Here is a 19,429-nt window from a genome sequence, read left to right as displayed (position 1 = left end):
CGGGATCAGGCTGTCTTGGCTGTGACGGTTTCTGTGCCGCTGCAGGCATGTGTGTTGGCGGTTTCCAGGAAGCGCTGGATCGGGGCGGTTTCGCGCAGGGCCTGCTGACAGACCAGAAGATGTTTGGCGCTGAGCAGGGGGTCGTTGATGGGGATAAAGCAAACGTCGGTTTCATCCTGACATTCCCGTTCCAGCGCGATGGCCAGACCGAGGCGCTGTTGAACCAGCGACACTGCGGAACTCCAGCTGCCAAACCGCAAGGTCTGTTTCGGGGGCACGCCGCGACGACGGGCGGCGGCATCAAAGATCTTTTGCGTGCCTGATCCCGGCATACGTTGGATCAGGGGCAGGGTGGCAACATCGTGCCAGTTCAATGTGGGCTTTTGCGCCAGCGGATCGTTGATTGGCACGGCAAGGCCAATTCGGGTGCTGCAGATTTCAACTCCGGTCAGATCGCTGGGCAGATGCTGCGCCGTGATAAAGGCCACATCAAGCTGACCGTTGCGCAGATCCTCCAATAGATCCTGGGCGGAATCGCCACAGGCGTTGACCTGCAGTTCCGGGTAGGATCTGACAAATTCGGCGATAATGGGAATGGCGATCTGATGCACGGAATAGCCGATTTCAAAACGCCCCGTGACCAGATCCTGACCTGAAACCAGGTGGCGCGTAATGGTTTCGCTCAGCGCGAGCACCGATTTTACATGGCCGCCGATTTGCATGAATTGTTCAGTTGGGGTGATGGTGTTGCCGCTGCGGTCCAGAAGGCGGCAGTTAAATTGCCGCTCTAGCGTGTAAATCAGATTTGAAACAGTTGGTTGTGATACGCCGAGTTCACGCGCCGCAAGCGTAAAACTTCCGTGTCGCGCCACCGCCTCTAAGGCCTGGAGCTGCTTAAAACTGACTTTGGCTTTCATAATCGTGACCGAAAACAAGGAACTGGGGGAGTATTTCCAATACCCAGATTCTACCGGACAAATATTGCAACCATGAAACACTTTATGCTGATGTGATGGGTTTTTTTACTAAAATGACAAAACCAGGGCGTTTTACCACCCTGGTTCCTAGAAGTTGTAAATTTTGATCGTAAGATTTGCGCTTATTCTTCGTAATCTTCCATGGTCGGGCAGGTGCAAACCAGATTGCGGTCGCCATAGGCATTGTCGACTCGGTTCACGGGCGGCCAGTATTTATCGACGCCGAGCGCACCCGGCGGGAAACAGGCCTGTTCGCGGGAATACGGTCGATCCCAGTCGCCCACCAGGTCTCGCACCGTGTGGGGGGCGTGTTTCAGCGGGTTGTTTTCAGGATCTATTTCGCCGTCAATCACCGCCTGCGCCTCAGTCCGGATGGACAGCATCGCATCCACAAACCGGTCCAGCTCTGCCTGGGGTTCGGATTCTGTGGGCTCCACCATCAGCGTGCCTGCGACGGGCCAGGACATGGTCGGCGCGTGGAAGCCGGAATCCACCAGACGTTTTGCCACATCATCCACGGTAATATTCCCGGCCTCATTCAGCGGGCGGGTATCAAGGATACATTCATGCGCCACCAGCCCGGATTTGGAGGTGTAAAGGATCGGATAGGCGCCCTTGAGCCGGGCTGCGATGTAATTGGCATTGAGGATTGCAACCTTGGTCGCTTGCGTCAGGCCTTCGCCACCCATCAACAGCACATAGGCCCAGGAGACCGGCAGGATCGAGGGCGAACCAAAGGGTGCAGCGGACACCGGACCCACCGCATCATCATGTTCCGGGTGGCCGGGCAGGTGAGGTGTCAGGTGGGATTTTACACCGATGGGGCCCATGCCGGGGCCGCCGCCGCCGTGGGGGATGCAGAAGGTTTTGTGCAGGTTCAAGTGGCTGACGTCGCCGCCGATGTCACCGGGACGCGAGAGCCCCACCATGGCGTTCATGTTGGCGCCGTCGATATAGACCTGCCCGCCAAATTCATGGGTGATGGCGCAGACCTCCTGCACGGTTTCTTCAAACACACCATGGGTGGAGGGGTAGGTGATCATACAGGCGGCCAGCGTGTCGGCGTATTTCTCTGCCTTGGCGCGGAAATCGGCGGTGTCGATATTGCCGTCCTCATCCGATTTCACCGGCACCACCTTGTAGCCGACCATTTGTGCGGTGGCCGGGTTGGTGCCGTGGGCGGAGGTCGGGATCAGGCAGACGGTGCGATCCGCGTCACCGCGCGCTTCGTGATAATTGCGGATGGTCATCAGCCCCGCATATTCGCCCTGCGCGCCTGAGTTCGGCTGCATGGAGATCGCGTCATATCCGGTGATCTGGCAGAGCTTGTCGCTGAGATCGTCGATCATCTCATAATAGCCGGTGGCCTGATCCTTGGGCACAAAGGGGTGCAGATCGGCAAATTCCGCCCAGGTCACCGGGATCATTTCAATGGTCGCGTTGAGCTTCATGGTGCAGGAGCCAAGCGGGATCATCGCACGGTCCAGCGCCAGATCGCGGTCGGCCAGACGGCGCATATAGCGCGTCATCTCGGCCTCGGCGCGGTTGCGGTGGAAGGTCGGGTGGGTCAGATATTCCGAGGTGCGCAAAGAGGCGTCCGGCAGGCGATAGGCCGCGTCGCGGGTGGCCTTACGGGTAATGCCAAAGGCGCGCCAGACGGCCTCGATTGTGTCATAACGGGTCATCTCATCAACCGAGATGCCGACCTTGGTGGTGCCGACTTTGCGCAGGTTGATACCTTCGGCCACAGCGGCCTGCATGACGGTGCGTTGCAGCGCGCCGACCTCAACCGTGATGGTGTCAAAGAAGACCTTGGGTTCAACTGTAAACCCGTTTTCTTCCAGCCCATTGGCCAGACGCGCGGCGCGGCGGTGAACGGTCTGGGCAATCGCCTTGATCCCGTCGGGGCCGTGATAAACCGCATACATGGAGGCCATGACCGCCAGCAGCGCCTGGGCGGTGCAAACGTTGGAGTTGGCTTTTTCGCGGCGGATGTGCTGTTCGCGGGTCTGTAGCGCCAGACGATAGGCCGGGTTGCCCTGGGCGTCGACCGAAACCCCGATGATCCGGCCGGGCATGGCGCGTTTGAATTGATCGCGGGTTGCCATATAGGCCGCGTGAGGTCCGCCAAAGCCCATGGGCACGCCAAAGCGCTGGGTCGAACCCACGGCGATATCCGCGCCCATTTCACCCGGCGATTTCAGAAGCGCCAGCGCCAGCGGGTCGGCGATGACAATCCCCAGCGCCTTGTTTTCATGGAGTGCGTCCATCTGATTGGTGAAATCTCGCACATGTCCATAGGTGCCGGGATACTGGAAGATCGCACCAAAGACGGCGGTGGCGTCCAGCGTGTCCGGGTCGGCGATGATCACTTCGATCCCCAGCGGTTTGGCGCGGGTCTGGATCACGGCGATGTTCTGCGGGTGGCAGTTTTCATCGACAAAGAAGGCGTTGGATTTCGACTTGGCAGAGCGTTTTGCCATGGTCATCGCCTCGGCTGCGGCGGTGGATTCATCCAGGAGCGACGCGTTTGCAATGTCGAGACCGGTAAGGTCCGAGACCATGGTCTGATAGTTCAGGAGCGCTTCCAGACGGCCTTGGGAAATTTCCGGCTGATAGGGGGTATAGGCGGTGTACCAGGCGGGGTTTTCCAAGATGTTACGCAGGATCGGCGCAGGCGTGGCAGTGCCGTAATAGCCCTGACCGATCAGAGACCGCAGCACGGTGTTCTTGTTTGCGACCTGGCGCATATGGTGCAGCGCGTCCCGTTCCGACAGGGCGCGGCCCCAGTCCAGCGGTTGTTTCTGGCGGATGCTGTCCGGCACGGTGGCGTCGATCAGATCGTCCAGTGTTTTGAAGCCGATCTGTTTAAGCATCTCCGCCATTTCCTGGGGCGAGGGGCCGATGTGGCGGCGGTTGGCAAAATCATAGGCTTGGTAATCAGTGAGTTTGAACGCCATCGTGGTGCTCCGTTCAGAAAAGGGCAGCGCGGGCCGAAGGTGCGGGAGCCTCCGGCGGAAGTATTTGGGAAAAGATGAAAGGGGCGGCGTGCGTCCCCTTCGCGCAGGATCTATGGCTTAGCCGATGAACTCTTTGTAGGCGTTCAGATCCATCAGCTCTTCGAGCTGGGAGGGGTCTGTCAGCTTGATCTTGTAGATCCAGGCGTCGGCTTCGGGCTGTTCGTTCAGTGCGGCGGGGGTGTTGGCCAGGGTTTCATTGGCCTCGATCACTTCGCCGTCGACGGGGGCATAGACCTCGGACGCGGCCTTGACGCTTTCGATGACGCCGATGTCGTCGCCCTGGGAGAAGTCATCGCCTTCTTCTTTCAGTTCGACAAAAACGATGTCGCCCAGCTGGTCTGCGGCATGTTGGGTGATGCCAAGCGTGGCCACGTCACCTTCGACGGTGAGCCATTCGTGTTCTTCGGAGTAGTAGGTGGTCATTGAGGGCGCTCCTTGCAAAGAGAGAGAGAAGGCGAGGGTTAGCGTTTGTAGTTTTGCGCAACAAAGGGCAGGGCGACAACCGTTGCGGGCTGTGCCTTGCCACGAATAATCAGATGGACGGGGGTGCCGGGGGTGGTGTGGCTGGTGGCAACATAGCCCATGGCAACCGGGCCGCCGACGGTGGGGCCAAAGCCGCCCGATGTGATCTGGCCCAGGGGCGCGCCCGTTTCGGACTGGATTTCGACACCTTGGCGCGCAGGGGCGCGGCCAGCGGGCTTTATGCCGACCAGTTTGCGCGCGGGGCCATCGGTGATTTCGGACTGGATGCGGGCGGCACCGGGGAAGCCGCCTCCCTCGCGGCGTTTCTTCTGGATCGACCAGATCAGCCCGGCCTCGATCGGGGAGGTTTCGGGCGTGATATCATTGCCGTAGAGGCACAGTCCGGCTTCGAGCCGCAGCGAGTCGCGGGCGCCAAGGCCTGCGGGGGCGCAATCGTCATGGGCCAGAAGGGCGCGGGTGATCTCGACCGCTTTGTCTTCGGGGATCGAGATTTCATAGCCGTCTTCGCCGGTATAGCCGAGGCGCGATATCCGCACGGGCGTGCCCAGAAGCGTGGCGGCGGTGGTTTCCATGAACGTCAGCTCTGCAGCGGCGGGGCAGAGCGGGGCGAGGATCTCTTCAGCTTTGGGCCCTTGCAGCGCGATCAGCGCGTGATCGGTGATCTCGGTCAGTTCAACCCCGTCCAGCGTGGCCATCAGCGGCAGGTCTTGATCCCGCATGGAGGCGTTGACCACCACAAAGAGGTGATCGCCGGCGTTGGATACAATCAGATCGTCCAGAATGCCGCCCGCGTCATTCGTGAACTGGGTATAGCGCGCCTTGCCTTCGGGCAGGGTTTGCAGTGCGGCGGGGACCAGAGTTTCCAGCGCGGCCGCCGCGGAGGTGTCCCGCAGGATCACCTGACCCATGTGTGAGACGTCAAACAGCGCGGCTTTTTCCCGGCATTGCGCGTGTTCGGCCATAATCCCGGACGGATATTGTACCGGCATGGACCAGCCCGCAAAATCAACCATCTTGGCCCCCAGTTCGAGGTGCAGATCATAAAGCGGTGTCTTGCGTGCAGCGTCGGTCATCATGAGGCCTTTGCAATTGGAGAGGGTCAATCGGTTCAAGGAACCTGATATGTTTCCTATAGGAAACTAATTCCCTATTGGCAACAGGATTTCCAACAAAGAGATGTGATGCAAGACCCGCATTATGCCGCGAAACGGATATAAACTGTCGATTTTTGCCGTCTATCTCAGGTTTGCGGCTTTGTGAAGGGGGGTATTTGGTCGGGGTGAAGAAGGCATAACGAATACCTATTGCGGGATGCCGTCCCGGAGGCGGGGCTTGACCAGAAGAAGGGTGGCGGGCATTTGGCCACAGACGAGACAGCGACAGTGATCAGGAGGGTTGGCCATGCGGCTTTGTGTTATTCACACCGGGGGAACGATTGGCAGCGTTGCCACTCCGACGGGGTTTGCGCCCAAGGCGGGGCTGGTCGAGGATACGCTGGCGCGACTGGTTGCGGAGGGTCAGGTTCAGGGGGGCTATGACATTGTGCTGGCCGATCCGCTGATTGACAGCTCGCAGGCTACGGTTGCCGATTGGAACTGGATCGCCGGAGAGATTGCCGCGCGTCATGCCAGCCATGACGGGTTTGTGGTGATCCACGGCACGGATTCGCTGGCCTTTTGCGGGGCGGCTTTGGCGCTGGCGCTGGAGGGGCTGGAGAAGCCGGTTGTGGTGACCGGGTCCATGGTGCCGCTGAGCGTTCCGGAGAATGACGGGGAAAGCAATCTGATCGAGGCCATGGCCGCGGCCTGTAGCGCAGCCGCCGGGGTCTGGGTACAGTTTGCCGGGCAGCTGCTGCCGGGGACGCGGGTGCAGAAGGTGCATTCCGTGGCCCATGATGCCTTTGGCGCGGACCGCCGGGATGTGGAGCCCCGGATCGCGGCGGATCTGTTCCACTGCCATAGCTACAGCGAGAAAGCGATTGCGGTGATCACCCTGACCCCGGGCCTTCAGGCTGCGATGTTGGGGGAGATGTGCAAAAGCGCTGATGGGGTGATCCTGCGCTGTTTCGGGTCGGGCAATGTGCCGGGTGATGCTGCGTTTCGTGGGTTTCTGCGTGATCTGGCTGCGCGGGATGTGCCGGTTCTGGCGATCAGCCAATGTGCGGCCGGCGGTATGGTCATGGGCACCTACAGCGCCGGTGCCGCCTTGGCCGAGGCGCGGGCGATGGATGGTAAGGATCTGACGCTGGAGGCAGGTTATGCCAAGCTGATGATGGGCCTGTCGCGGTTTGAGGGTGCGGATCTGCGCGCCTATGTTGAAACGCCGGTCTGTGGTGACATCACGATGTAGCGTAAAGGTGCGCAGTTACTTGCCGCGCACCTTGAAGGTGAACCGATGCGCCTTGCGATCCGGGGGCGCGGGGAAAGGGGCTGCCTTGCGTGCGGCCCGCAGCGCCAGTTGATCCAATTGCGGCGAGCCTGAACTGCGGGCAACGCTGACCCCAGTCAGTCGCCCGCGTTCCGAGATCGAGAGCGCAATGACGGTTGTACCCCGATGGTTGCTGTTGGGACGCGCGCGCTGGATCTTGCGCCAGACTTTGCCCGCGTAATTTGTCAGATCTGCATTGCCAGCGGCAGACGATCCGGTGGCGGGTTTGGCGGCGGACGCCCGTGCCGTTGTTTCGGAGCGCTGGCCGTCTGCAGAGCCCTGACGTTCTGCCCGTGCGCCCCCGTGGTTCGAGGGTAGTTTTTCCACAGGTTTTGCGGCGGGCCTGGGCTTTGGCTGGAGGTCGGGCGGGGTTTCAGGTTGGGCGGTCAGCCGGGTTTCAGCTCGCGTTGGGGGCAAGCTGAGGTGCGGGTGTGTGCTTTGTGCGGTTGTTGGTTTAAGGGGGCGGGTCAATACCGGTGTCACGGTGCTGGCTTTGATCGGGTCGACCGCCGGGTTCAAATCTGGCTGGGTCAGAGCGGCCTGTTGGGGCGGGATTTGGTTGGCGGCTTTTAACGGTTGCGTGTGCTGAGGTTGGAGCGCGGGCACAGTCTGAGGCGGAGCGGCCTGCGCGCTGCCCTGGGCCACATCGCGGAAACTGTTGCCCAAACGGCTGATGGCGACCGGGCCGCCGCCTGCGATCTCGACCGGGGGGGTGGGCACCGCGAGCCGCAGACCGCCGGCCATATGCAGAAGGATCGACAAGGACAGGGCTGCGACGCCTGCCATGGCGGCATGAGGAGGCGTGGCTGCATTCATGAACCGGACCCTTTGAGGCTGCGCTGGGTCACGATCATCACCCGGTCCGCGCCTTGGGCTCGCAGCTGTTGCGCAACAGAGACCAGCCGGGCGGCAGGGGCGGCACGATCCGGCAGGATGCGGGCAGGGGACTCTGGGGCCAGCGTGTCCAGATAGGGCTGCCCGTCGTGCAGCACAGCGCCGCGAAACCGCAGATCGCCATTGGCGGTAATGACCAAAGCATCCGGTGGTTCCGTGCCGTCCAGCTTGGCCGTGTCGACCAGTTGCAGCTCTGTGTCCAGCGGTTGGGTCAACGTGCCTGCAATCAGAAAAAAGACCAGCATCAGAAACACGATGTTGATCAGGGCAATGGTTGGTTCCGGTTTGCGGCGTGTGCGGCGCGGGGCGCGAGGTCTCATGCGGGATCCAATACAGTAAGGGTGAGGCCAGGGATCTGGCGCAGCCGCACCAAAGCATCGGTCAGCTCTTGGGCGGATGTGGCGGCTGTAAGGCTGATCAGGACCATTGGCGCGCCGTTCTGGGACCGGAGGAGCCTTGGCGCCAGATCACCGGGGGGGATGGCCTGGCCGTTCAGGTGCATTTCGGCTTTGTTCAGACGCAGGAACATCAGATCCTTGGTTGTCTGCGCAGCACCGGATCCGCCGCTGTCTGTCATCAGCTCGACGTCCGCGAATTCGGTGAAGGTGGACGTGAGCATAAAGAACAGGAGCAGCAGAAAGATCACGTCAATCAGCGACGTGACCGAAAGCGCGCGGCGCTGCCGTTTAGGACGCGACGGCATGGGGCTGGACCCGAGGGGGGCACTGGCGCGGGTTCAGGATTGTGGTCCAGGCGGTTTCGGCAAAGGAGCGTTCCGCCTCCATCCGGGCATCCAGCCAGGACAGGGCAAGCGCGGTTGGCATGGCCACCGCAAGACCTACGGCCGTGGTCAGAAGGGCGACCCAGATCCCGCCGGCCAACAGCGACGGATCCACGGCGGTGCCGGCGTCCTGGAGCGACTGGAAGGCATTGATCATGCCAAGGACCGTGCCAAACAGGCCCAAAAGCGGGGCCATCTGTGCGATACTGTCCAGAATGCGAAAGCCGCGTTCGAGCCTCATAAATTGCTCTTCGGCCTCTGCCTCGCAGCGAAACAGGAGATCATCCGAGGCCGGGGCGCTCATGGCGCGGGAGACCAGCGGCGCAAGATACCCCTCTGCCATGGCCAGCGTATGGGCCGAGGCGTCGCGCTGGCCGTTGTCCCATTCCGTCAGCGCACGGCGCAGGGCCGCGTGGCGGCCGACTCCAACGGTGGAAAACTGCCAGAGCTTGAACAGCACCACGGCCAGCGCCAGGACTGACAGCGCCGACAGCAGCGCCACCACCGGGCCACCCAGTTTCAGAAGGTTCAGGATCGGGTCGAGTGAGAACATCATTATCCCTCCAGTTTGATGGGCACGCGGCTGCTGAGCGACAGGGCAGCCGCGCAGCTTTGGGGTGTGTGACCTTGGCCGTCGCAGGTGTCGGCACCGTTGATCAGCACCATGCCGAGCCGATCGCATGAGACCTCTGGTACCTGAAACTGACGCACGCGGGGGCGGTCCTTGGGCAGGGTGCCGAAGTCAAACAGGGTCAACAGGGCCACCTGCCCCTGATCGGAGAACAGCACCGTTTCAGCGACAAAGGCGTCAATGTCGCTGGCGGTCTCATTGCGCAGAAGGAACGAGAGGCGGCAGGATTCACCAATTGTGTCCGCCGCGTTCAGTTCCAGGGATAAAGGGGCCGGAGAAGGTATGTTGAGGGTGGGGTATTCTCCGGCCCAGGCAGGTGATGCCCCCGAGGGAGAGGACATCGCTGCGGTGGTTATGACAAAGGCTTTGAGCGCTTTCATCTGTGGTCCCGTATGTTCAGAAGACTTTGGAAACAGAGAGCTTCAGGTTGCGTCCGGTGGCCGCGCGGGTCGAAAGGCGCGGGGTGTAGAGCTTGTCAAAGGCGTTTTCCAGGCTGACGCGGATCTGGGTGCCCTCAAACACGCCCTGTTGCGGCACAAAGGTGGCGCGAAGGTTGTGGACGCCATAGCCGGGCGACGTGGCAGAGCTGCCGGTGTATCCTTTTGCGGCTTCCAGTTCCCAGCTAAGGTCCAGGGTCTGGCCGAATTTCTTGCCCAGTGTCACCCGCAGTGTATCGGCGGGGTTTTGCGCCCAGTCTCCTTCGATCCCGGCTTCTGTGGTGGAGGTCCCGTCCGAGATATGGCCGTTCACATCCATATAGAACCCGCTGGCGAGCGCATAGGCGGCCTCCAGTTCAAAGCCCTGACGGTCAATGGAGGTGATCGAATTGCCAGGTGTGAAACTGCGATAGGTGGTCAGGTCGCGTAAGGACAGGTCATAGTAGTTCAGTTTCACCGCCAGCGTATCGCCATCCGAGAAAATGCTGTCGCCTTCGTAGGAGACGCCGATTTCATAGGTGGTGCCTTTTTCCGACTGGGCAATCAGGCTGGATGAGAGCACATCGTCAATGATCGGCAGGTTTTCCGTATAGGAGGCAGAGCCAAAGACCGCGATACCATTGGCAAAGGCATAGCGCAGGGCAAGGCCGCCCATCAGCGCGTCGCTGTCAAATTCCACATCGCCGAGGCCGGTGGCCTCGTCCGGGTCGATGGTCTGGGATTCGTAGCGCAGCGCCGGCGTGATGGTCCAGGCGTCGCCGATTTGCATTTCGTCCACCGCGTAGATGGCAAACACATCCTTGACCCCGCCGGGGGCAGAGCCAGAGGTGGCGTCCTTGCGGTCGCGTTTGATCCATTCCACACCTGTGTCCAGACTATGGTCCACGGTTCCGGTGCTGAACAGCGCCAGGTTTTTCAGGCGCAGCGTGGTGGTTTCATATTGGTTGTCCGCATCCAGCAGCGCCAAGGTGCCGGCAGCGGCGGTGCGGTCGATGGCCTGGCTGTTTACCACTTCGTCGGAATATGTGGCTTCGGCCGTGAGGTTCAGCCAGCTGCGGTCTGCGGGGTTCCAGTTGTAACGCAGGGTGGCGACCTTGTTGCTGATCTCCCGGTCGACGTTGCCGAAATTCGCCAGTCCAAAACTGTCGTAGGGCACATCGCTGATGTCCTGTTCGGTTTCCGAATAGCTGACGGTCAGGGTTTGATCCAAGGCCTCGCCAAAGGTGAACTTGCCTTTGACCAGCCAGGAGGGATCGCCGATGTCACCTGCGGCGGGGTTGATGTCCTGGCCGTCGCCATCTTCGCGGACGTCCAGCTTGCGATAGGTGTAATTGGCCAGAAACTCCGCATTGGCGGTGGGCTGCCAGGCCAGTGTGGTCGAAGACACCAGCCCGTTGCCATTGCTGCTGGCCTCAAGGGTTTGGCGCAGGCGCATGCCGATTTCGCCCTGTGTCAGATCCGAGGCATCAATGGTCTCCAGGCGCACAACCCCGCCAAAGACGCCGGAGCCATAGGCAAAGGAGCCGATGGTGCCGCGCCGCACTTCTACCTCACGGTAGAGATAGGGATCGGTATAAAGCTGAGAGCCGATACGGTAGAGTTCTTCGCTGCCTTTGGTGGCCCCGTCCACCTGGATCAGCACTTTCTGGTCCGTGCCATAGGTGGAGTTTGCGCCAACGCCTCGGATGTTGATGCCGGATCCGGCAGCGGTGGAGCCGTTCACCAGCGTGACGCCGGGCACCGAATCGATCAGCTCCGCTATGGTGCCTGCCTGACGGTCCTGAATCTCGGCTGCGTCGATGGTGGTGGTGGGAATGGCAGTTTCGGTGGCAACGTCGCGTTTGCTTTCGCCAAGCACCAGCTCTCCCAGATAGGTGCTGTCCTCGAATGAAATATCGGCGTCCTGAGCAAATGCAACAGGGGCGGCAACCAATGCTGTTGACGCGGCCAGGGCCGCGCGCAGGGTGAGTGTTTTGAGCACAGGAAGGCTCCTTTCGTTCCTTGGTCCTGTGCTTGCGCCCTGCTGGCCGGGATATTCGTGAGTGTTATGGGTTGCACCGTTTATATATTCTTACTATTATTGTCAACTATATTAAAGTACCACAAAGCTTCAGCCACGCGGATCACTCTTACGGCAGCCAGAAGTTCTCACTGAACTAAAGGGCACATCATGGCTGCTTTGCTGACTTTGTCCCCCGAAGAGATTCGGGCCAGACGCGCTGACACTCCCAAACTTCGAGATCGCGATTTTGCCGAAGCCAATGGCATTTCCGAGGCGCAGCTGGTTGCCGCCTATGTCGGGCATGGGGTGACCCCGGTCTTGCCGGATCTTGATGCAACAATGTCGATCGCCATGGACCTGGGGGAGGTGATGGCGCTGACACGTAATGCGTCTTGTGTGCATGAGAAGGTCGGCGTGTACGGGAACTATCGCAGTGGCCCCCATGCGGGGATGGTGCTGAACGGTGCAATTGACCTGCGCATGTTCCCGAGCCATTGGCAGCACGCTTTTATGGTGGAACGGGAGGTCGAAGGCGGCCTGCGCCGCTCGTTACAGATTTTTGATGCCGCAGGGGATGCGGTACACAAGATTTTCCTGCGGGACGATGCCTATGTTCCGGCCTGGGAGACTGCCAAGCACCGCAACGCCCTACCTGATCCGGTGGACCATCTGGAGGTTCTGCCACGGGCAGCAACACCCGCCCCCAAGGGCGATCCGGCCAAGGTGAAGATCCTGCGGGATGAATGGTCCAAAATGACCGACACCCATCAGTTCATGCGCCTGACCGCGCGGCTCAAGATGAACCGGCTGGGGGCCTATCGCATTGCGGGTGAGCCTTTTGTGCAGCGGCTGCAGGTCAGCGCGGTGGAGCAGATGTTTCAGGCGGCGCAGGCGCAGGGGCTCGCCATTATGGTCTTTGTTGGCAATATGGGCTGTATCCAGATCCATTCCGGGCCGATCCACAGTCTGAAACCCATGGGGCCATGGCTGAATGTTCTGGACCCCGGTTTTAATCTGCATTTGCGACTGGATCATCTGGCCGAAGTCTGGGCCGTGCACAAGCCAACCCGGCGCGGTCCTGCGGTCTCGGTCGAGGCGTTTGACAAAGACGGCGGGCTGATCTTTCAGGCCTTTGGTGTGGGGCAGGGAGAGATGGAGTGTCGTACAGAGTGGGACAGGATGGTGGCCACATTGCCACGTCTGGAAACGGTGGAGGTGTAATTATGGGTATCCGTCATCTGATTGCCGCAGCGGTCCTGTCAGGTCTGGGCCAGACAGTTTGGGCCGGGGATGTGGTTTCGGTCGGAGGGTCAGTCACCGAGATCATCTTTGCCCTTGGAGAAGAAGAGCGGCTGATCGCGCGGGACACCACGTCGAAATTTCCGCCCGAGGCGCAGGCCTTGCCGGATGTGGGATACATGCGGGCGCTTTCGGCCGAAGGGGTGCTGTCCCTGGGGCCCAAGGTGATCCTGGCCGAAGAAGGTGCGGGCCCGGCAGAGACGGTTGACCTTCTGAAGGCCGCGTCCGTGACCTATGTGGAGATCCCCGAGGTCTATTCTCCGGACGGGGTCGCCAACAAGATCCGCGCCGTAGGGGAGGCATTGGGGGCCGAAGACAAGGCCGAAGCGCTGGCAGGTGAGGTCTTGGCGCAGCTTGCAGAGGTCTCCGGCAAAGTGGCGGCGGACACAGGTTCGCCCAAACGGGTGATGTTTGTCCTGTCGACCCAGGGCGGGCGCATTATGGCGGGTGGGCAGGGGACCTCGGCCGATGCGATCATCGAGATGGCGGGGGGCGTCAATGTGATGCAGAGCTTTGAGGGCTATAAGCCGGTGACCAACGAAGCCGTCGCCGCCGCCGCGCCCGAGGTGATCCTGATGATGGACCGGGGTGGCGATCATGGCGGCAGCAATGCGGATCTGTGGGCGATGCCTGCCTTGGTTGAAACCCCTGCGGCGGCCGCGGATGCGGTGGTGCGGATGGACGGGCTGCTGCTGTTGGGGTTTGGCCCGCGCATAGCCGAAGCGGTGACCCGCCTGCATGACGCTCTGGGTGAGGCCGGGTGATGGTGACGGTGAGCGAACATCGCGCGGTTGTCGCTGACCGGCGGGCACTGGCGCGGCGCGGCCATGTGGTTCTGGCCGCGCTGTTGGCTGTTGTTTCGGTTGCAAGCCTGGCGGCGGGACCATCGGGCACTTCGCTCTGGTCGGCGCTGGCGGATTTGGTGCAGGGGCATCCGATTGACCGGGTTGAGGCGCTGATCCTGAGTGACATTCGGGCTCCGCGCACGGTGATGGGTCTGTTGGTGGGCGGAGCCCTGGGCGTGTCCGGCGCCGTGATGCAGGGGTTGTTTCGCAACCCTCTCGCAGATCCCGGCATTCTGGGTGTGAGCACAGGCGCAAGTCTGGGTGCGATTATCGCCATTGTTCTGGGCGGTGTGCTGCCCTGGGGAATTGCGCCGCTGCTTGGGCGGGCGATGCTGCCGGTCTTTGCCTTTGTTGGAGCCTGGATTTCGATGATGATCCTGTTTCAGGTGGCAACCCGGTCGGGGCGCACTTCGGTGGCAACTATGCTTCTGGCGGGAATTGTGCTGGGTGCGCTTGGCGGCGCATTGTCCGGCGTGCTGGTGTATCTGGCCGACGACAGCCAGCTGCGCGAACTGACGTTCTGGCAGATGGGCTCGCTTGCCGGAGCCAGTTGGCCCAAGCTGCTGGTGGCCGGTCCTGTGATCCTGCTGGCCTGCCTGTTCAGCCTGACCCTGGGGCGGGGGCTCAACGGGCTTGCCCTCGGAGAGGCGGCGGCGCACCACATGGGGATTGACGTGCAGCGGGTCAAAATGGGGGCAATCCTGTCGGTATCTGCGGCGGTTGGCGCGGCGGTTGCGATTGCCGGAGGTATCGGTTTCGTTGGGATCGTGGTGCCACATCTGCTGCGCCTGGTGTGGGGACCGGATCATCGCGGGCTGTTGCTGAATGCCGCCCTGTTGGGGGCGTCCTTGCTGCTGGGTGCAGATATTGTTGCACGGCTGGTGGTGGCGCCGGCGGAGCTGCCGATCGGGATCGTGACTGCTACGCTTGGCGCGCCGGCGTTCCTGTGGATCCTGCTGCGCAATCAATCGGTGGTGGATTTGTGACATGCTGAGTGTAGATCATCTGAGTGTCACGCTGCGCCGTAAAGAGATCCTGCGGGACGTGAATTTCACTTTGGCACCGGGGCAGGTTGCGGCCATTGTCGGCCCAAACGGCTCTGGGAAGTCGACATTGATGAAGGCGGTGACCGGCGAATATGCCTTTGGCGGGCAGGTCATGCTGAACGGGTTGAACGTGGCCACGGCGAAACCCTGGGCGCTGGCTGAAATCCGGGCGGTGTTGCCGCAGTCGGTTCCGCTGTCCTTTCCGTTTCAGGTGATCGAAGTGGTGCGTATGGGTCTTGCCCAAAGCCGAGACGGCCAGGGCACTGACACGCCTGCCCTGGCCGCGCTGGAGCGGGTCGGCTTGGGCGGGTATGCCAACCGGTTTTATCAAGAGCTTTCGGGTGGGGAACAACAGCGGTGTCAGCTGGCCCGGGTGCTGTGTCAGGCCGGTTGGCAGCTTGGCGCGGATATGACAGGGCGTTGGCTGTTTCTGGACGAGCCTGTTGCAAGTCTCGACATTGCGCATCAGTTGCAGGTGATGCAGATCGCCCGCGACTTTGCGGATCAGGGCGGCGGGGTTCTGGTGGTGATGCATGACCTGAACCTGAGCGCCATGTTTGCGGATCGGGTTCTGGTGATGCGGTCGGGCCGGTTGGTGGCCGATGGCAGGGTGGGGGAGACCCTGCGCGATGATGTGCTGTCAGAGGTGTATGGCTGCGCGGTGCGCAGCAATGAAACCCCAGCGGCGGGGCAATGGTTCTTGCTGCCCCATACCGCCGGTTGCTAGGGCAGGTCAGGCCTGGGCCGCGTCCCAGGTCATTTCGGTGAACTCTTCGCGAAAGGCAAAGCGTTCCAGATGTTTGTCGACGATGCTGCGCGCATTTGCCAGCGCGTCGCTGTCGGGAGCGGTTACATGGGCGGTCAGGGTTTCACCGTCTGCCTGGAGCGTCGCGGGCCCCATACCAAACGCAATTGTGGCGCTTGGCGCGTCCGGGTTGGTTTCGTCCAAGGCGACCTCCACCTTGTGGCCGAAGTGTTTGCAAAGCTGCCGCAGGTATTTTGCTGCATGAGGCGTGTCAAAACGGCCGGTGTCCGCGAGGAGCGTCGGGGTATCGGTTGGCATTTCTAAACCTTATCTTTTAACTCAGGTAATGCCAACATAAGGGGGCCGCGCTTAAAATCAAAGCGCGGCGTTGTGTTTTGGTGCACAATTTCTGTGGCGCAGCTGCGGGGTTAGCCCAGGTCTGCCATTGCCATCAGCGCATAGGTGATCTGGGCGGTGGTGAAATCCGAAACGCGGCTGTCGGCGCCTTCGGGAGCCAGTTCAACCACATCCAGACCAACCAGACGCCGCCCTTTGAGGCTGTGCGCAACCAGATCCAGCGCCTGATAGAACCCCAGACCACCGGGCACGGGCGTGCCGGTTGCGGGCAGGATTGCCGGATCCAGACCGTCCACATCAAAGCTAATGTAGATATCATCCGGGAAATCGGCGGGCAGGTCGACGGCGGACAGGCCCTTGGTCACCAGTTCACGGCCATCCACCGCAAAGATATTGCAGGCGGCGCGGCGGTCGACCTCTTCCTGGCTCATGGCGCGCACGCCAAACTGGGCGATGCGGATGCCGTCTTCCTCGGCCAGGAGCTGCATGACCGAAGCATGGGAATGGCGTTCGCCCTGATAGGCCTTACGCAGGTCGGCGTGGGCGTCGATTTGCACGATCCCGACGGGACGGTTCAGCGCGCGGGCGACGCCGCGCACGGCCCCATAAGACAGCGCGTGTTCGCCGCCCAGTGTCACCGGAATGGCTCCGGCTTCAACGGCGTCGGCGGTGCGGGCGGCGATACGTTCCATCACTTCCGGCAGGGATCCGGTGCAGTCCACAGGGCCAAGGGTTGCGATGCCGTGGGCGCAGGGTTCCGTTCCATCCCACAGGCGTTCAAGCTCGACGCTGGCTTCCAGAATGGCTTCGGGTCCGCCTTTGGTCCCGGCACCATAAGACACGGTGCGTTCCAGCGGCACAGGGATCACCCGGAAACGGGCGGTGGAAGGATCGCGCTCTTGGGGTGAAAGTTCACCCTGAAGGAAATAGGTCATGACAAACGGTCCAGAAAATCACTGTATTTGGGTTCGCGCAGCAGGGTCAGCGCGTCGGTGTCGGAATTCCACAGCGCAATTGCAGGCAGCGGTACGCCGTTGAACGTGTTGGTTTTCACCATGGAATAATGAGACTGGTCGAGGAAGGCGAAGCGATCCCCCGGTTTCGGCGGCGTCGGGAAGGCATAATCGCCGATCACATCGCCCGCCAGACAGGACGGTCCGCCGAGACGGTGTTTGTGATCGCTGTCCACCTCTCCCATAAGGTCGGGGCGATAGGGGGCCTCCAGCACGTCGGGCATATGACAGGTGGCGGAGATATCGGTGATCGCCAGCGGCATGTGGTTTTCGGCCACATCCAGGATTTCGCCAACCAGAATGCCGGAATGCAGCGCGCAGGCTTCACCGGGTTCGATAAATATCTCGACATTATGGCGGCTGCGGATGTCGCTGAGCAGGGCGATCAGCCCGTCGCGGTCATAATCGGGTTGGGTGATATGGTGGCCACCGCCGAGGTTGATCCATTTGAGGCGAGGCAGCAGCTCCGCGATCTTGGGCTCCAATGCGGCCCAGGTCCGGGCAAGCGGTTCAAACCCCTGTTCGCAGAGCGTGTGCATATGCAGCCCCTCGACCCCCTCCCAATCGGCATCGGTCATCTGCGAAATTGGCGTCCCCAGGCGCGAGCAGGGCGCGGTGGGGTCGTATTTCTCGTTCCAGCCTTCGGAATGTTCCGGGTTGATGCGCAGGCCGATGCTGATGGTCTCGCCTTCTGCGCGGGCGGTCTCGATCAGCGGCGCAAAGCGGCGGGCTTGTGCGGGGGAGTTAAAGATCAGGTGATCCGACAGCTGAATGATCTCGGGCAGGTCGGCGGCTTTGAAGCCTGCAGAATAGGTGGTGACCTCTCCGCCGAATTTTTCCCGCGCCAGTCGCGCTTCGTAAATGCCGGATGCGCAGGTGCCGGAGAGGTATTTCTGCACCAAGGGCGCAATCGCATAGAAAGAGAACGCCTTGAGCGCCATCAGCACGTTTGCATCAGAGCGGTCGGCAACGTCGTGCAGGATGCGCAGATTGCGTTCAACGGCGACCTCATCCACCACAAAACAGGGCGAGGGCACACGGTTGAGGTCGAATGTGGCGAAGCTTTTGCTGGAGAGCGCTTTGATGTCCATGGGTGTTTTAGATCCAAGTCCCCGGTTTGTGCACGAGCGCTGAGCGGCTGCCCGGGCGGGTGCGGAACGCGCCCGCCGTGGGGCGGGCAGGCGCGTGCCAGTCGCTGGCGCGACCGGCGGTTTGTCTCACGGTGCTGAACCGATCAGAACGCGGGATGGCCGTCGAGTTCGACAACCTGCCAGGGCAGGCCGTCGGTGTTCAGCATGTCCATAAATGCATCCGGGTCCAGCTGTTCGGTGTTCCAGACACCGGGGTCGAGCCAGATCCCCTTCATCATCATGGCCGCGCCAATCATGGCAGGCACGCCGGTGGTATAGGCCACGGCCTGGCTGCCGACCTCGGCATAGCATTCCTCGTGGTCGCAGATGTTATAGATGTAATAGGTCTTCTCATCGCCGCCGTCTTTGGCCGGACCGGTGATGATGTCGCCGATGCAGGTCTTGCCCTTGGTCAGCTCACCCAGATCGGAAGGATCCGGCAGTACGGTTTTCAGGAATTGCAGCGGGATGATTTCGACGCCGTTATGCACCACCGGTTCAATGCCGGTCATGCCGATGTTCTGCAACACGGTGACGTGGTTGATGTAGGCATCGCCAAAAGTCATCCAGAACCGGGCGCGCTCGATCTCGGGGAAGTGGGTCGACAGGGACTCCAGCTCCTCGTGATACATCAGATACATGTTCTTCTTGCCCACTTCGGGGAAGTCGAATTCATATTTGTGGGTCATCGCCGGGGATTCAATCCAGGCACCATTTTCCCAATGACGCGCAGGTGCGGTCACTTCGCGGATGTTGATTTCCGGGTTGAAGTTCGTTGCAAAGGGCTTGCCGTTGTCGCCGCCGTTGCAGTCCAGAATGTCGATCAAGCGGATGCCGTCCAGCTTGTGCTTGCGCACCCAGGTTGCCATGATCGAGGTCACGCCCGGATCAAAACCAGAGCCGAGGATCGCGGTCAGACCGGCCTCCTTGAAGCGCTCCTGATAGGCCCATTGCCAGCTGTATTCGAACTTGGCCTCATCTTCCGGCTCATAGTTCGCGGTGTCCAGATAATGAATGCCCGCTTCAAGGCATGCGTCCATCAGCACCAGATCCTGATAGGGCAGGGCGAGGTTCACCAGCAGTTCGGCGCCGGTCTCACGGATCAGCGCAACCGTGTCGGCCACATTCATCGCATCCAGCTGCGCGGTGCGGATGGTGACGCCTGTGCGTTCCTTGACGTTTTTGGCGATGTCTTCGCATTTGGACAGCGTACGGCTGGCCAGAGTGATCTCCTTAAAGATCTCTGAGTGCATTGCCATTTTTGTCACCGCGACGGAGCCAACCCCGCCTGCGCCAACAACCAGAACCTTTTCCATGTATCCCATCCTCATTTTTGGGCAGA

19 protein-coding genes are annotated in these 19,429 nt (G+C 61.2%); 5 read left to right on the top strand and 14 right to left on the bottom strand.

What is annotated here, in order from left to right:
* Positions 1 to 5 precede the first annotated feature (5 nt).
* From ACXAEW_RS19985 to gcvT, 4 genes are all read right to left on the bottom strand, one after another.
* Positions 6 to 917, bottom strand: coding sequence for a LysR family transcriptional regulator (locus tag ACXAEW_RS19985; protein WP_474943113.1), 912 nt, complete (start codon positions 915 to 917; stop codon positions 6 to 8).
* A gap of 182 nt (positions 918 to 1,099) precedes the next feature.
* On the bottom strand, positions 1,100 to 3,937 hold the full coding sequence (gene gcvP, locus ACXAEW_RS19980; RefSeq protein ID WP_474943112.1) for an aminomethyl-transferring glycine dehydrogenase: 2,838 nt from the start codon (positions 3,935 to 3,937) through the stop codon (positions 1,100 to 1,102).
* 117 nt (positions 3,938 to 4,054) lie between these two features.
* Complete coding sequence (gene gcvH, locus ACXAEW_RS19975) at positions 4,055 to 4,420, bottom strand: glycine cleavage system protein GcvH (RefSeq protein ID WP_474943111.1); 366 nt, start codon at positions 4,418 to 4,420, stop codon at positions 4,055 to 4,057.
* Between the two features lie 38 nt (positions 4,421 to 4,458).
* Positions 4,459 to 5,553 carry a glycine cleavage system aminomethyltransferase GcvT gene (gene gcvT / locus ACXAEW_RS19970; protein WP_474943110.1) on the bottom strand — a complete coding sequence of 365 codons (1,095 nt, stop codon included), beginning with the start codon at positions 5,551 to 5,553 and terminating at the stop codon, positions 4,459 to 4,461.
* 328 nt (positions 5,554 to 5,881) lie between these two features.
* Here gcvT and ACXAEW_RS19965 point away from each other — a divergent pair, with 328 nt between their 5' ends.
* Complete coding sequence (locus tag ACXAEW_RS19965; RefSeq protein WP_474943109.1) at positions 5,882 to 6,829, top strand: asparaginase domain-containing protein; 948 nt, start codon at positions 5,882 to 5,884, stop codon at positions 6,827 to 6,829.
* A 15-nt stretch (positions 6,830 to 6,844) separates the two neighbouring features.
* Here ACXAEW_RS19965 and ACXAEW_RS19960 read toward each other — a convergent pair whose 3' ends face one another.
* The 6 genes from ACXAEW_RS19960 to ACXAEW_RS19935 are packed head-to-tail and all read right to left on the bottom strand — an operon-like array spanning position 6,845 to position 11,631.
* Positions 6,845 to 7,723 carry an energy transducer TonB family protein gene (locus ACXAEW_RS19960; protein ID WP_474943108.1) on the bottom strand — a complete coding sequence of 293 codons (879 nt, stop codon included), beginning with the start codon at positions 7,721 to 7,723 and terminating at the stop codon, positions 6,845 to 6,847.
* Positions 7,720 to 8,121 (bottom strand): ExbD/TolR family protein, encoded by a 402-nt coding sequence (locus ACXAEW_RS19955; RefSeq protein ID WP_474943107.1) that lies wholly within the window; start codon positions 8,119 to 8,121, stop codon positions 7,720 to 7,722. The genes ACXAEW_RS19960 and ACXAEW_RS19955 overlap by 4 nt, the downstream gene beginning before the upstream one ends.
* Positions 8,118 to 8,504, bottom strand: a complete 387-nt coding sequence (locus ACXAEW_RS19950) for an ExbD/TolR family protein (RefSeq protein ID WP_474943106.1) — start codon at positions 8,502 to 8,504, stop codon at positions 8,118 to 8,120. The genes ACXAEW_RS19955 and ACXAEW_RS19950 overlap by 4 nt, the downstream gene beginning before the upstream one ends.
* Positions 8,488 to 9,138: a MotA/TolQ/ExbB proton channel family protein gene (locus ACXAEW_RS19945; RefSeq protein WP_474943105.1), complete on the bottom strand. Its 651-nt coding sequence runs from the start codon at positions 9,136 to 9,138 to the stop codon at positions 8,488 to 8,490. Before ACXAEW_RS19945 ends, ACXAEW_RS19950 begins: the two co-directional genes overlap by 17 nt.
* Positions 9,138 to 9,593, bottom strand: coding sequence for a hypothetical protein (locus ACXAEW_RS19940; protein ID WP_474943104.1), 456 nt, complete (start codon positions 9,591 to 9,593; stop codon positions 9,138 to 9,140). The genes ACXAEW_RS19945 and ACXAEW_RS19940 overlap by 1 nt, the downstream gene beginning before the upstream one ends.
* 16 nt (positions 9,594 to 9,609) lie before the next feature.
* Positions 9,610 to 11,631: a TonB-dependent receptor domain-containing protein gene (locus tag ACXAEW_RS19935; protein WP_474943103.1), complete on the bottom strand. Its 2,022-nt coding sequence runs from the start codon at positions 11,629 to 11,631 to the stop codon at positions 9,610 to 9,612.
* Positions 11,632 to 11,820: 189 nt separating this feature from the next.
* Here ACXAEW_RS19935 and ACXAEW_RS19930 point away from each other — a divergent pair, with 189 nt between their 5' ends.
* The 4 genes from ACXAEW_RS19930 to ACXAEW_RS19915 are packed head-to-tail and all read left to right on the top strand — an operon-like array spanning position 11,821 to position 15,569.
* The gene (locus ACXAEW_RS19930) at positions 11,821 to 12,873 is read left to right on the top strand and encodes a hemin-degrading factor (protein WP_474943102.1); all 1,053 of its coding nucleotides are present in this window, start codon (positions 11,821 to 11,823) and stop codon (positions 12,871 to 12,873) included.
* Positions 12,874 to 12,875: 2 nt separating this feature from the next.
* Positions 12,876 to 13,715, top strand: a complete 840-nt coding sequence (locus tag ACXAEW_RS19925; RefSeq protein ID WP_474943101.1) for a heme/hemin ABC transporter substrate-binding protein — start codon at positions 12,876 to 12,878, stop codon at positions 13,713 to 13,715.
* Positions 13,715 to 14,782 carry a FecCD family ABC transporter permease gene (locus tag ACXAEW_RS19920; protein WP_474943100.1) on the top strand — a complete coding sequence of 356 codons (1,068 nt, stop codon included), beginning with the start codon at positions 13,715 to 13,717 and terminating at the stop codon, positions 14,780 to 14,782. Before ACXAEW_RS19925 ends, ACXAEW_RS19920 begins: the two co-directional genes overlap by 1 nt.
* 1 nt (position 14,783) lies before the next feature.
* On the top strand, positions 14,784 to 15,569 hold the full coding sequence (locus ACXAEW_RS19915) for a heme ABC transporter ATP-binding protein (RefSeq protein WP_474943099.1): 786 nt from the start codon (positions 14,784 to 14,786) through the stop codon (positions 15,567 to 15,569).
* Positions 15,570 to 15,575: 6 nt separating this feature from the next.
* Here the strand turns inward: ACXAEW_RS19915 and ACXAEW_RS19910 are convergent, their stop codons facing one another.
* The 4 genes from ACXAEW_RS19910 to ACXAEW_RS19895 form a co-directional block, all read right to left on the bottom strand.
* Positions 15,576 to 15,905, bottom strand: coding sequence for a DUF2218 domain-containing protein (locus ACXAEW_RS19910; RefSeq protein WP_474943098.1), 330 nt, complete (start codon positions 15,903 to 15,905; stop codon positions 15,576 to 15,578).
* 110 nt (positions 15,906 to 16,015) lie between these two features.
* Positions 16,016 to 16,879 (bottom strand): agmatinase, encoded by an 864-nt coding sequence (gene speB / locus ACXAEW_RS19905; protein WP_474943097.1) that lies wholly within the window; start codon positions 16,877 to 16,879, stop codon positions 16,016 to 16,018.
* A complete protein-coding gene (locus ACXAEW_RS19900) occupies positions 16,876 to 18,048 on the bottom strand; it encodes a carboxynorspermidine decarboxylase (RefSeq protein ID WP_474943096.1) in 1,173 nt (390 codons plus the stop codon). The genes speB and ACXAEW_RS19900 overlap by 4 nt, the downstream gene beginning before the upstream one ends.
* A 143-nt stretch (positions 18,049 to 18,191) precedes the next feature.
* The gene (locus ACXAEW_RS19895; RefSeq protein ID WP_474943095.1) at positions 18,192 to 19,403 is read right to left on the bottom strand and encodes a saccharopine dehydrogenase family protein; all 1,212 of its coding nucleotides are present in this window, start codon (positions 19,401 to 19,403) and stop codon (positions 18,192 to 18,194) included.
* Positions 19,404 to 19,429: the final 26 nt, after the last annotated feature.

Source organism: Epibacterium sp. ABZ3_068, assembly GCF_056159265.1.
The sequence above is the reverse complement of the archived record's forward strand: the minus strand, read 5'-3'. Positions and strand labels throughout refer to the sequence as shown.

Coding starts and splice junctions, on each gene's coding strand:
- speB (WP_474943097.1), bottom strand. CDS start 16,879: ATGACCTATTTCCTTCAGGGTGAACTTTCACCCCAAGAGCGCGATCCT.
- ACXAEW_RS19930 (WP_474943102.1), top strand. CDS start 11,821: ATGGCTGCTTTGCTGACTTTGTCCCCCGAAGAGATTCGGGCCAGACGC.
- ACXAEW_RS19900 (WP_474943096.1), bottom strand. CDS start 18,048: ATGGACATCAAAGCGCTCTCCAGCAAAAGCTTCGCCACATTCGACCTC.
- ACXAEW_RS19915 (WP_474943099.1), top strand. CDS start 14,784: ATGCTGAGTGTAGATCATCTGAGTGTCACGCTGCGCCGTAAAGAGATC.
- ACXAEW_RS19960 (WP_474943108.1), bottom strand. CDS start 7,723: ATGAATGCAGCCACGCCTCCTCATGCCGCCATGGCAGGCGTCGCAGCC.
- ACXAEW_RS19910 (WP_474943098.1), bottom strand. CDS start 15,905: ATGCCAACCGATACCCCGACGCTCCTCGCGGACACCGGCCGTTTTGAC.
- ACXAEW_RS19985 (WP_474943113.1), bottom strand. CDS start 917: ATGAAAGCCAAAGTCAGTTTTAAGCAGCTCCAGGCCTTAGAGGCGGTG.
- gcvH (WP_474943111.1), bottom strand. CDS start 4,420: ATGACCACCTACTACTCCGAAGAACACGAATGGCTCACCGTCGAAGGT.
- ACXAEW_RS19955 (WP_474943107.1), bottom strand. CDS start 8,121: ATGAGACCTCGCGCCCCGCGCCGCACACGCCGCAAACCGGAACCAACC.
- gcvP (WP_474943112.1), bottom strand. CDS start 3,937: ATGGCGTTCAAACTCACTGATTACCAAGCCTATGATTTTGCCAACCGC.
- ACXAEW_RS19965 (WP_474943109.1), top strand. CDS start 5,882: ATGCGGCTTTGTGTTATTCACACCGGGGGAACGATTGGCAGCGTTGCC.
- ACXAEW_RS19895 (WP_474943095.1), bottom strand. CDS start 19,403: ATGGAAAAGGTTCTGGTTGTTGGCGCAGGCGGGGTTGGCTCCGTCGCG.
- ACXAEW_RS19925 (WP_474943101.1), top strand. CDS start 12,876: ATGGGTATCCGTCATCTGATTGCCGCAGCGGTCCTGTCAGGTCTGGGC.
- ACXAEW_RS19920 (WP_474943100.1), top strand. CDS start 13,715: ATGGTGACGGTGAGCGAACATCGCGCGGTTGTCGCTGACCGGCGGGCA.
- ACXAEW_RS19940 (WP_474943104.1), bottom strand. CDS start 9,593: ATGAAAGCGCTCAAAGCCTTTGTCATAACCACCGCAGCGATGTCCTCT.
- ACXAEW_RS19950 (WP_474943106.1), bottom strand. CDS start 8,504: ATGCCGTCGCGTCCTAAACGGCAGCGCCGCGCGCTTTCGGTCACGTCG.
- ACXAEW_RS19945 (WP_474943105.1), bottom strand. CDS start 9,138: ATGATGTTCTCACTCGACCCGATCCTGAACCTTCTGAAACTGGGTGGC.
- gcvT (WP_474943110.1), bottom strand. CDS start 5,553: ATGACCGACGCTGCACGCAAGACACCGCTTTATGATCTGCACCTCGAA.